The 11131-nt window shown below is 73.7% G+C and carries 11 protein-coding genes; 7 read left to right on the top strand and 4 right to left on the bottom strand.

The genetic code is table 11. The features are described from left to right. Positions 1-1479: a CAP domain-containing protein gene (locus ACPYO4_RS10990; RefSeq protein WP_425709281.1), complete on the bottom strand. Its 1479-nt coding sequence runs from the start codon at positions 1477-1479 to the stop codon at positions 1-3. 177 nt (positions 1480-1656) lie between these two features. Between ACPYO4_RS10990 and ACPYO4_RS10985 the strand changes: the two genes are divergently transcribed. Together ACPYO4_RS10985 and ACPYO4_RS10980 are read left to right on the top strand one after the other, a co-directional pair. Further along, positions 1657-2730, top strand: a complete 1074-nt coding sequence (locus tag ACPYO4_RS10985) for a hypothetical protein (protein WP_425709280.1) — start codon at positions 1657-1659, stop codon at positions 2728-2730. Between the two features lie 88 nt (positions 2731-2818). After that, positions 2819-3463, top strand: a complete 645-nt coding sequence (locus tag ACPYO4_RS10980; RefSeq protein ID WP_425709279.1) for a hypothetical protein — start codon at positions 2819-2821, stop codon at positions 3461-3463. On the opposite strand, the gene ACPYO4_RS10975 is transcribed toward ACPYO4_RS10980, so the two are convergent. Together ACPYO4_RS10975 and ACPYO4_RS10970 are read right to left on the bottom strand one after the other, a co-directional pair. After that, on the bottom strand, positions 3454-3804 hold the full coding sequence (locus ACPYO4_RS10975; RefSeq protein ID WP_425709278.1) for an acyl-CoA carboxylase epsilon subunit: 351 nt from the start codon (positions 3802-3804) through the stop codon (positions 3454-3456). The two genes, ACPYO4_RS10980 and ACPYO4_RS10975, sit on opposite strands and share 10 nt — an antisense overlap. Further along, positions 3801-5402 (bottom strand): acyl-CoA carboxylase subunit beta, encoded by a 1602-nt coding sequence (locus ACPYO4_RS10970; RefSeq protein WP_425709277.1) that lies wholly within the window; start codon positions 5400-5402, stop codon positions 3801-3803. Before ACPYO4_RS10970 ends, ACPYO4_RS10975 begins: the two co-directional genes overlap by 4 nt. Before the next feature lie 198 nt (positions 5403-5600). Here ACPYO4_RS10970 and ACPYO4_RS10965 point away from each other — a divergent pair, with 198 nt between their 5' ends. From ACPYO4_RS10965 to ACPYO4_RS10945, 5 genes are all read left to right on the top strand, one after another. Further along, positions 5601-6470, top strand: coding sequence for a biotin--[acetyl-CoA-carboxylase] ligase (locus ACPYO4_RS10965; RefSeq protein ID WP_425709276.1), 870 nt, complete (start codon positions 5601-5603; stop codon positions 6468-6470). 208 nt (positions 6471-6678) lie between these two features. Then, complete coding sequence (locus ACPYO4_RS10960) at positions 6679-7743, top strand: adenylate/guanylate cyclase domain-containing protein (protein ID WP_425709275.1); 1065 nt, start codon at positions 6679-6681, stop codon at positions 7741-7743. Positions 7744-7843: 100 nt separating this feature from the next. Beyond that, positions 7844-8530, top strand: coding sequence for a response regulator transcription factor (locus ACPYO4_RS10955; RefSeq protein WP_425709274.1), 687 nt, complete (start codon positions 7844-7846; stop codon positions 8528-8530). Between the two features lies 1 nt (position 8531). Beyond that, positions 8532-9854 carry an ATP-binding protein gene (locus ACPYO4_RS10950; RefSeq protein ID WP_425709273.1) on the top strand — a complete coding sequence of 441 codons (1323 nt, stop codon included), beginning with the start codon at positions 8532-8534 and terminating at the stop codon, positions 9852-9854. After that, positions 9851-10561: a lysoplasmalogenase family protein gene (locus tag ACPYO4_RS10945; RefSeq protein ID WP_425709272.1), complete on the top strand. Its 711-nt coding sequence runs from the start codon at positions 9851-9853 to the stop codon at positions 10559-10561. The genes ACPYO4_RS10950 and ACPYO4_RS10945 overlap by 4 nt, the downstream gene beginning before the upstream one ends. Here ACPYO4_RS10945 and ACPYO4_RS10940 read toward each other — a convergent pair. After that, positions 10451-11068, bottom strand: a complete 618-nt coding sequence (locus ACPYO4_RS10940; protein WP_425709271.1) for a GtrA family protein — start codon at positions 11066-11068, stop codon at positions 10451-10453. The genes ACPYO4_RS10945 and ACPYO4_RS10940 overlap by 111 nt on opposite strands. Positions 11069-11131 lie beyond the last annotated feature (63 nt).

The raw sequence follows: 11131 nt of genomic DNA, 5'->3' as shown, positions 1-11131 counted from the left end.
TCAGCGGGTCTGCTCGATGCGGACGACCCCGAGGCTGTCCGCGCCGTCGCCGTCCCAGTCGCCGAACGCGGCGACGTCGCCGTCGCGCCCGTAGCGGGTCTCGATCACCTCGGCGTCGGAGGCCATCTCGTTCGTCACGAAGAAGTCGGCGCCACGCTGGAGGGCGAGGCTGTCCGCGCCGTCGCCGTCCCAGTCGCCCACGAGGACGAGGTCACCGTCGCGGCCGAGCGAGATCTCGCCGTCCACGCCTGCGCCGGTCGGATCGTTCGTCCAGATGACGTCGGAGCCGCGTCGGATGCCGAACGTGTCCGTGCCGTCGCCGTCGAAGTCGCCCACGAGGAGCGTGTCCCCGTCGGCACCGAAGGCGGCGAGCTCGATCTCGCCCGGGTTCTCGAGGTCGTTGATGATCTGCAGGACGTTGCCGTCACGGACCGCGAACGTGTCCGTGCCGTCGCCGTCGAAGTCGCCCTGGACGATCTCGTCGCCCGGCTCCCCGAGCCGGACGACCTGCTCGGCGGGTCCGGTGCCGAGGGTGTTCGTCAGGTGGATCTCGTTCCCGCGGCGCACGGCGATCGAGTCGGACCCGTCGCCGTCCCAGTCGCCGACGAAGATCTCGTCGCCCTCGACGCCGTAGAGGAAGCTGTGCGCGGCGTCGCCGGCGAGCTCGTCCGAGAGCAGGAAGCGCGGCGTGCCGGGCAGCTGCTCGGGTTCGGGCTCGGGGGCCGGCTCCGGCTCGGTGCGCGCGGCGTCGCGGGAGGCGGCGTCCGCCTCGCGCGCGGCATCGGTGTCCGGGGCCACCTGGTCGTTCTGCGCCTCGGTCTCGTCCTGCGGCTGTGCCTCGGGCTGGGGCGCGGTCTCGGGCTCCGGGGCCGGCTCCGCGGGCGCGGGCTCGGCCGGCGCGGGGGTCGAGCCGCCGGGGCCGCCGCCCGGGTAGGTGGCGAAGTTCTGGGTGGCGAACACGCGTCCGTCCCCCGAGACCGCCACGCCGACGCCGAAGTGCGTGTAGGACCCCGTGAGCAGGATGTTGTTGTGCACCGGCGAGTTGCGCCACTGGCTCATGAAGTAGTCGGCCTGGTGGTCCGGGTAGATGCCCCAGGACAGGATCTCCGAGGTGCCGGTCGATCCGGCGGGCACGGCCGACCGGCCGTAGTCGCCGCGGTGGACCATCGAGCCGATGCTCGCCTGGTGGTTGGACCAGGACTGCGCGACCGAGTCGATGGACCCGGTGCGCGTGAGCTGGGACAGGCCGTTGGCGGCGCGGTAGGCGTTGGTCTGGGCGGCGATCGCGTTGGCGACCTGGTTCTGCCAGCCGGCGTCGGTGCGGATGACGGGGCTGACGGTGCGGACGCCCGAGGGCGCCTCGGCCGCCTGGGCGGTCGTGACGGTCGCGCTCGCGGCGGCGACGGTCAGGAGTGCGGTGGCGACCCGGGGGGCGAGGGTGCGGCGCCGGGCGTGGCGGCCGCGCGGGGGTGCAAACACGTCGGTCGGTTCTCCTCGTTATCGGAATGTTACGAGCCGACGCTAAACCGTGACCTGGCGTGCGGTCGAGGGGCTGTGCCATGTCTCACCGGGCCCTCATCGATGCCTCACCGACCGCTCGTCGATCCCTCGTCGGGCGTCCGTCCGTGCCGGACCCGCGCCGGTAGCCTCATGCCGGTGACCTCACCAGCACCGACGGCCCCGGGGCCGCAGCCGATCACTCGCGGGGCGATCGTGGACAACGCGCCCGTCCTCGTCCTCATCACGGTGGGGGTCGCGCTCGTCGGGGCGTTCGGCGGTCTCTCGGTCGGCGGCGGGTCCGTGGCCTGGACGATCGGCGGGTTCGGGATCGGCCTCGCGCTGACGGCGTTGATCTTCTGGCTCACGCTGCGCCCGTACGTCCGGGTCGACGTCGACCTCGGCGCGGGGACCGTCGCCGCCAAGGGGCGCACCGTGCCGCTGAACGAGATCGACCAGCTGCACATCGGGCCGTCGAGCTTCGGGATGCTCGGCAAGCCCGGTGTCCACATGGCGTTCGGGCGCGGGACCGACGTCGTCGCTCCCGTCTACCTCAAGGGCGCGCCGCTCCGCCGGATCCCTCGGCCCCAGGCGCAACTCCTGGCCGAGGCCATCCACCGCACGTCCGCCACGCCCGCGCCCGACGCCGTCGAGGCCCTCGTGGCCGGCGGGTTCATCGACCGGCCCACCTGGCACGAGGTGCCCGACCCGACCCGGCCCGAGGGCATGGTCCGCTACCTGCTCGTCGGCCCGCTCACCGGGCGGCCCGACCCCGACGGCCTCGCGCGGGTCGCCGGCAACCTCTCGCTCCCGGTCGAGACGCTCGCCACCGCGATCCGCGGCAGCGTGCGCGCCTCCCGCGAGGTGGCGGAGGCGCTCGCCGGGGCAGGCATCCAGGTCGAGCGGCTCCAGGGTCACGACGACGCCGCCTCCGGCGGCAAGGCGCAGGGCGAGGAGACGGTGGACCCCGCCGTGCTGACCGAGCGCGCCCGCGCCGTCACGGTCCTCACCGAGGGGCCGCGTGACCTGACCGGCGTCACGGGTGCGGACTCCACGGCCGCGGTGTACGAGTACGCGGCGCTCGTCAACCCGGCGGGTGCGCGGCAGATGATCGAGCAGCTCGCCGCCGCCCGCCCGGCCGACCGGGAACGGCAGCTCGAGGCCGACCCCGGCCTGCGCCGCGTGTGGGAGCGGCACGCGCAGGCGCACGGGAACGGCACGACCGCAGGGTGACCAGGCCTGGGCCCGCCGGGCGGGTCGGTCCGCTCCGGCCCGCAGCTACCGTGGCCCTCGTGCCAGAACCTCGGTCCCGGGTGACGCCATGAGCCGGTGGTCCGCCCACGGACCCGGCGCGGTCGCCCGCTCCGGTGCGGTCTCGATCCCGCGGCCCGCGCTGTGGGGGTTCGTCTGGCGCTGCCTGCTGTACGCGGCGCCGTTCGCGGTGCTCGGCTACGGCGTCTTCCGGGCGGAGGGGGCCGCGAGGCGCGCGGCCTCGCACGAGATGGCGCTCGTCGCTGTCGGCCTGTGCGTGCTCGTCTTCGCCGCCAGCTACGCGCTCCTCGCCCGGCCGCTCGTGCGGAGGATCAGCTACGACCGCGGTGCCCGGACCGTCACGGTGCGCGGCGAGCACGCCTCGTTCGACGACGTCGCCGACGTCGGCTTCATCGAGTACCGGAGGCGGCGGGGTGTGCGCCCGGACCCGCGGTCGCGCCCGCCGGCCGAGGGCCTCCCGTCGGTCGACACGATGATCTACGTGACCCTGCGGTCCGGCACCCAGGCGGCCCGGCCCTTCCGGATGCGGATGGTCGCGCGGACCATGCCTGAGCCCGACGCGCGGCTCCTGCACGAGCTCGCCACGGCCGTGCGCGCCCCGAGCCTTGCCCAGCTGACGGCGGCGTTCGCCCGGCAGTACGGGTGGGGGCCGCACACCGGAGCGCCTGGATCGGCGGCGCCCGGCTACCGCTGAGCGGACCACCGCCAGGCGCCGGCGCCCACGCTGCGCACGCCGAGCCGGTGGGCGTGGTCGGTCCACGCCGATCCCGCGCCGGAGGGACCGCGCTCGGGACCGTCGGCCTCTCCGCTCCCCGGCGCGCCCTCCGTCCGCGCCAGCGCCCGCGCGGTGGCCAGTCCGGCCAGCAGCGCGGCGAGCTCGTCCTCGTCGGGCGTGCCGGACAGCACCCGCAGCGCCGCGAGGGCCTCGACGTCGGACACCGAAGGGCGCGCCTCGCCGGGACGCTCGTGTGCGGCGACCAGCTCGTCGTCCCCCTCTGGGCCGGTCCAGTCCCGCGCGTCGCCGAGGTTCGTCACAGCGGGATGTTCCCGTGCTTCTTCGCCGGACCGGACGCCCGCTTCGTCCGCAGCGCACGCAGCGCGCGGACCACCTGGGAGCGCGTCTCGTGCGGGGCGATGACCGCGTCGACGTCGCCGCGCTGCGCGGCCTCCCACGGGTTGATGAGCGCGTCCTCGTACTCGCCGGTCAGGCGCGCCCGCTCCGCCTCGACGTCGCCGCCCTCCTCGTCGACCTTCCGCAGCGCGGAGCGATGGAGGATGTTGACCGCGCCGCCGGCGCCCATGACCGCGATCTGCGCCGTCGGCCAGGCGAGGTTGATGTCGGCCCCGAGCTGCTTGGAGCCCATGACGATGTAGGCACCCCCGTAGGCCTTGCGCGTGATGACCGTGACGAGCGGGACCGTCGCCTCGGCGTAGGCGTAGATGAGCTTGGCGCCGCGCCGGATGATGCCCTGCCACTCCTGGTCGGTGCCCGGGAGGAACCCGGGGACGTCGACGAACGTGAGGATGGGGACGTTGAACGCGTCGCACGTGCGCAGGAACCGGGCGGCCTTCTCCGCGGCGTCGATGTCCAGCGTGCCGGCCATCGAGCTCGGCTGGTTGGCGATGATCCCCACCGGGCGGCCCTCGACGTGGCCGAACGCGGTGATGATGTTGGGCGCGAACGCCGCGGAGACCTCGAGCGACTCGCCGTAGTCGACGACGTGCTCGATCACCGTGTGCATGTCGTAGGGCTGGTTGTCCGAGTCGGGCACGAGGTCGTCGAGCTCGTGGTCGATCGCAACGATCTCCGCGGAGTCCTCGCCGTCCGCCGGCGGCCAGGTCGGCGGCTCGGAGAGGTTGTTGCTCGGGAGGAAGGAGAGCAGGGCGCGGACGTAGTCGATCGCGTCGTCCTCGTCGCTGGCCGCGTAGTGCGCCACGCCGGAGCGGGTGGAGTGCGTCGAGGCCCCGCCGAGCTCCTCGAACCCGACGTCCTCGCCCGTGACCGAGCGGATGACGTCCGGACCGGTGATGAACATGTTCGACGTGCCCTCGGCCATGACGATGAAGTCCGTCAGCGCGGGGGAGTACACGGCGCCGCCGGCGCTCGGGCCGAGGATGAGCGAGATCTGGGGGATGACGCCGGAGGCCGCGACGTTGCGGCGGAAGATCTCCGCGAACTGGGTGAGCGCCGCGACGCCCTCCTGGATGCGTGCACCGCCGCCGTCGGAGATCCCGATGATCGGTACTCCGGTGCGCAGCGCGAGGTCCATGACCTTGGCGATCTTCTGGCCGTGCACCTCACCGAGGGAGCCGCCGAGGACGGTGAAGTCCTGGCTGTAGACGCAGACCTGCCGGCCGTCGATCGTGCCGTGGCCGGTGATCACGCCGTCGCCCGCCACCCGCTTCTTGTCCAGCCCGAACGCGGTGGACCGCAGGGTCGTGAACGCGTCGAGCTCCGTGAAGCTGCCGACGTCGAGCAGCGCCTCGATGCGCTCGCGCGCGCTGCGCTTGCCGCGGGCTGACTGCTTGGCCGCGCCGGCCTCCGTCACGGTGTCGATCTCCTCGGCACGGCGGCGTGCGAGGTCGTCGATCTTGGCCCGGGTGCCGGCGGTGTCGGGTCTGGCGTCGCTCACCCGTGGCAGCCTAGATGCTTGCGGGGCAGGCCTCGACGAGGTGCGTCGTCCGGAGCGGTCCGGGCAGCGTCCCGAGCCGTCTCCAGCCTGGTGCCTCCGCACCGCCTCGACGCCGCCCGGAGCGATCTGGACGCCGACTCGCGAGTTCTCGTGGTGGCGCAGCCGCGCGCGGGGCGCGACACGTGGTTGGCTTCGCCCATGAGCCCCTTCAGCCGCGTCGTCGAGCTTCCCTCGACCGGCTCGACCAACGCCGACGCCCTTGCGCTGGCGGACACCGACCCGGACGAGTGGCCGCACCTGTCGGTGCTCGTCGCCCAGCGCCAGACCGCCGGGCGCGGGAGGGCCGGTCGCGAGTGGCTGACCGGCACGGGGGCCGGCGACGCGCTGACCGCCTCGGTGGTCCTGCGCGTGGACCTGCCGCCGGTACGGACCACCTGGATCCCGCTCGTGGTCGCGCTCGCCGTACGCCGGGCGCTCACCGACCTCGGGGCGCCGGCGGCGACCAAGTGGCCGAACGACGTCGTGCTCCTCGGCGCCGGGACCGAGCCCCTCGACGGCTGGGGCCGCAGTCGCAAGGTGGCCGGCATCCTCGTCGAGGTCAGTCCGCGCACCCGCGCGATCGTCGTCGGGATCGGCATCAACGTCGCCCCCGGCAGCGCCCCGGTCGCGTGGGGGGCCGGCCTGGGCGACGTCGGCATCGACGTCACGCCCGCCCAGGTGCTCGAGGCCCTCGGGGCCCATCTGCCGGGCCTCGTGGACCGGCTCGTCGCCGCCGGTGGGGACGCCGACGCGGCCGCCCTCGCGGAGGAGGTCGCCGAGGGGACGGTCACTCTCGGCAAGCGAGTGCGCGTGACCCTGCCCGACGACACCGAGATCGTCGGCACCGCCGGCCGGCTCGACCCGACCGGCGCGCTCGTCGTGATCGACCGCTCGGGCGTGGAGCACGTGCTCGTCACGGGCGACGTCACGCACCTGAGGTTCGTCCAGACCGAACCGGCGGTGCCCGCGGGGGACGGCACGGCCGGGGACGGGACCGTCCTCGACGACGAGACCCGCCTGTCCGGCTGATGCCCCGCTCCCGTCCCGCACCCGCCCCGGCGAGCGGCGGCCCGCGGGGCCGGAGCGCCACCCGGGACGAGAGTCCCACCCACGGACCGCCCTCACCCACTACCATCGCTCTGTGATGCAGCACACGCCGGAGGGTCGACCTGCCGTCGGCCCTGTCGACGGTGGGTGCCGCGCGCGCCCCGGGCAGGGCGCGGACACCGTCCCCGACGTGCCTCCCGAACCGGATGCCGACGTCGCGACCGCCGTCGCGGGCGTCGACGCCGGGACCGTCGACGAGCGGGTCCGCGCGCTCGTCGGCTCCGACGCCGTCTACACGATCCGCGAGCTCGCCGAGCGGGCCGGCACGTCGCTCGAGCTCGCCCACACGTTCTGGCGCGCCATGGGGTTCCCCAACGTGGGGGAGAACCACGTGGTCTTCACGGACTCCGACGTCTCGGCCCTGCGCTCGATGGCCAGCCAGCTCGACGAGGGCCGCATCGACATGTCGACCGCGATCTCGCTGCTGCGCGCGCAGTCCCACACGACCGACCGCCTCGTCCTGTGGCAGACCGAGGCGCTCGTCGAGGGCCTCTCGCGGCAGCTCGGCATCGACGACACGAGCGCCCGGCGCCTGTTCCTCGACCGTGTCGGCGGCCACACGGAGGTGCTGGAGAAGCAGCTGACCTATGCCTGGCGACGCCAGCTGGCCGCGCTCCTGCGTCGTACCGAGGCGGAGGTCGCCACCCGTGAGCCGAGCGCCGACCTCGGCCCCGGCGGCGCCGACCGCTACCCGCTCACGCGCGCGCTGGGGTTCGTCGACATGGTCGCGTACACGCGCCGGTCGACCGAGCTGGGCTCGGCGGCGCTCGCGGACCTCGTGCAGACCTTCGAGTACACGTCCCGGGACGTCATCACCTCCGCCGGTGCCCGCATCGTCAAGACGATCGGCGACGCCGTGCTGTACGTCGCCGACGACCTCGTGCTCGCCGCCGAGGTGTGCGTCGACCTCATCGCCGCGCTCACCGCCAAGGAGCGGATGCTGCCGGTGCGGGCCTCGCTCGTGTGGGGCGAGGTCGTCTCCCGGTTCGGGGACATCTTCGGCCCCAGCGTCAACCTCGCCTCGCGCCTCGTCGACGTCGCCCCCGCGGGCTCCGTCCTCATGGACTCCGCCACCGCCGACGAGCTCTCCGCGCGGGACCGCGTCGGCACGTTCCGGATGGTGCCGCTGCCGGCCGCCGGGCTGGAGGGGATCGGCCAGGTCTCGCCCGTCGAGCTCGTCCGCGCCGCTCCCTGACCGGTTTCCCGGGCTCCTCGGCGCCGTCGCCGCGACCTCGCGGAAGGCCCGTGACCCGTCGACTTGACCAAACGTTGACGATTACGCCTACGATGTCGATGTGACTGACGTGCTGCTCGTCGAGGACGACCCTGCGATCGCCGAACCGCTCGCCCGCGCCCTCGGCCGGGAGGGCTACGAGGTCCGCTCCCACACCACCGGTGGGGCGGCCCTGGAGGACGTGGGGCAGGGCGCCGACCTCGTCGTCCTCGACCTCGGGCTGCCGGACATGGACGGACTCGACGTCGCACGTGCCATCCGCTCGCGCGGGCTGACCGTGCCGATCCTCGTGCTCACCGCCCGGGCCGACGAGGTCGACCTCGTCGTCGGGCTCGACGCGGGGGCCGACGACTACGTCACCAAGCCCTTCCGCCTCGCCGAGCTCCTCGCCCGCGTGCGGGCACTCCTGCGCCGTGCCGGCGGGGACATCACCGAGGAGGACGAGCTGGTCGCGCAGGACGTCCGGGTCGACGTCGCCGCCCACCGCGCCTTCCGCGGGACCCGCGAGATGCACCTGACCGCCAAGGAGTTCGAGCTCCTGCGCGTGCTGGTGCGCGACGCCGGGTCCGTCGTCACGCGCGAGGCGATCATGCAGGAGGTCTGGGGGACCGACCCCACGGGTTCCACCAAGACCCTCGACATGCACGTCTCCTGGTTGCGCCGCAAGCTCGGCGACTCGGCCGACCAGCCGCGGTACATCACCACGGTGCGCGCCATCGGCTTCCGGTTCGAGACATCCGGAGGGTGATGTGCGCCGCCGCGCGATCCGCATGATCGTCGTGGCGGTGACGGTGGCCGTCGTGGTCGTCGGCGCGCCGCTGGCGGTCTTCGGGGGGGCGATGATCTGGGGCGACCAGCGCGCGACCCTCGACCTGCGCAACTCCTCGCTGTCCCGGTCGGTCGAGCGCCGGATCGCCACGGACGAGGGGCTCGACAACGACATGCTCATCGCCTGGGTGGGCGGGGACAGCAACATCGAGGCGAACATCGTCGTGCGCAGCCCCGACGGTGAGATCTATCGTGCGGGGCCGGACATCGAGGGTGACGTCATGCGGTCGGTGAGCCGGACCCCGTCCGGCGCCGAGGTGATCATGGAGATCGCCATCGCCCACGTGTGGTTCCGGGTCCTGCAGGTCGTCGGCATCATCGCGGTCACGTCGATGATGGCGCTGGGCATCGCCGTCGCGATCGGCTCCCGGCTCGCCCGCCGCCTGTCCGCGCCGCTCATCTACCTGGCCGCCTCCGCCGAGCAGATCGGTTCGGGCCAGGTGCGTCCGCGCATCCAGGTCTCCGGCATCGAGGAGATCGACCTCGTCTCCGCCGAGCTCGTGCGAACCTCGGACCGGATGGCGGGCCGACTCGCCGCCGAGCGCCAGTTCGCCGCGGACGCCTCCCACCAGCTGCGCACGCCGCTGACCGCCCTGTCCATGCGCCTCGAGGAGATCGAGATGACCGCCGAGCAGGAGGAGGTCCGCGAGGAGGCGCGCCGGTCGCTCGAGCAGGTCGAACGGCTCACCGGGGTCGTCGACGACCTCCTGAGGACGTCGCGCTCGGCAGGCGGCGGCTCGACCGAGGTCGTCAACCTCGACGAGATCTTCGCCCAGCAGGACGAGGAGTGGCACCAGACGTTCGTGGCCGCCGGCCGCGAGCTCACCTTCTCCGACGACGTCGACATGCCGGTCCTCGTCACGCCCGGCTCCCTGTCCCAGGTGCTCGCCACGCTCATCGAGAACTCGCTGAAGTACGGGGCCGGGACGACGACGATCACCACCCGCTCGGCCTCGGGCGCCAAGGGAGTGTTCATCGACGTTGCGGACCAGGGTGAGGGGGTCACCGACGAGCTGGCCCCCGAGATCTTCACCAAGCACGTCTCCGGCGGTGCCGGCACGGGCCTCGGGCTGGCGCTCGCGCGCGAGCTCGTCGCGGCGGACGGCGGACGGCTCGAGCTCACGCAGCGCCGCCCGCCGATCTTCCGGGTGTTCGTGCACGCCGTCCCGCGCGAGCTCACGCCGGAGGCCGTGCTCCCGCAGGGCGCGCTCGTCTCGGTCGGGCGCCGGCGAGGGAGGCGGTGACCGTCCCCGCGCCGACGGGACGACGTCGCGGCCCGTCGCCCGCGGCGGTCACCACGGCGATGGTCGCCACGGTGGTCCTGGTCGTCGTCACGCTCGTCCACCTGGTCGCCCAGCTGACCGGCCCGGCGATCCTGCGGGAGGTCACCCAGCCGCTCATCCTTCCGCCCCTGCTGCTCGCCGTCCTCGCCCTGACCCCGGCGCCCCGGTCGCGCACGACCTCCTGGGCGCTCGCCGCCCTCGCCCTGTCCTGGGGCGGCGACCTCGTGCCCCGGTTCCTGGACGTCGGGGGCTTCGAGGCGATGCTCGTCCTGTTCCTCCTGGCCCACGTGTGCTGGCTCATCGCGCTGTGGCCGCGGCGCCGGAGCACACCCGTGTGGAGCTCGCCCGCGCTCGTGCTGCCGTTCCTCGGGTACGGGGTCGTGCTCGTCATCCTCTGCGCGCAGGGCGCCGGCAGCCTCCTGCCGGCCGTCGTGGCCTACGCGGCGGCGATCATCGGGACGGCGCTGCTGGCCCCGGCCCTCGGGACGGCCGCCGCCGTCGGCGCCCTCGTGTACATCGTCTCCGACTCGCTGCTCGCCCTGCGCACGTTCGCCGGACTAGACCTTCCGGGCCACGGCATGTGGGTGATGGCCACCTACGTCGCCGCGCAGGTGCTGCTCGCCGCGGGGGTCGTGCGCGTGCAGGGGCGGGAGCGGGCCGGCCGCTGAGGCGACCGCCTCGTCGTCGGGGGTGGTGGTGTCGGGAGGGCCGTCGGCCGTGTGGTCCTCGGTGAAGACGACGTACCGGTAGCAGACGTAACGGAACGCGGTGCCGAGGACGAGACCGACCCCGTTGGCGGAGATGTTGTCCGCGAGCGGCGAGGTCAGCCCCAGCACGTAGTGGGAGAACGCCAGGCAGCCCACGGCCACGAGCATCCCGCCGATGTTGACCAGCACGAACATCAGGGCCTCGCGGTGGGCGGCCGCGCGGCGCTTCTCCCGGAACGTCCACAGGCGGTTGCCGATCCACGCCACGACGATCGACACGGACACCGAGACGACCTTCGCGGTCAGCGGCCGGTCGCCGAGGAGCTCGCCGGGGCCGAAGCGCAGCAGGTTGAACAGGCCGATGTCGACGACGAACGCCGACAGGCCCACGGTGCAGAACCGGATCAGCTCGATCCACCACTGGCGCCAGGTCTGGCCGCGCAGGAGCAGGTCGATGAGGCGTCGCACCGGACAACCCTAGGTCGGGTGGGCCGCGCCGGTGGGGTCGGGGTGGGGGAGTTCGCACCGTCT

Source organism: Georgenia sp. Z1491 (assembly GCF_049856175.1).
Classification (GTDB): domain Bacteria; phylum Actinomycetota; class Actinomycetes; order Actinomycetales; family Actinomycetaceae; genus JB111.
Note: the sequence above shows the minus strand (reverse complement) of the source record. Positions and strands in the feature narration are given on the sequence as shown.

Excerpts from the sequence above, each read along its gene's own strand:
- ACPYO4_RS10980 (WP_425709279.1), top strand. The coding sequence starts at position 2,819 with ATGAGCCGGTGGTCCGCCCACGGACCCGGCGCGGTCGCCCGCTCCGGT.
- ACPYO4_RS10965 (WP_425709276.1), top strand. The coding sequence starts at position 5,601 with ATGAGCCCCTTCAGCCGCGTCGTCGAGCTTCCCTCGACCGGCTCGACC.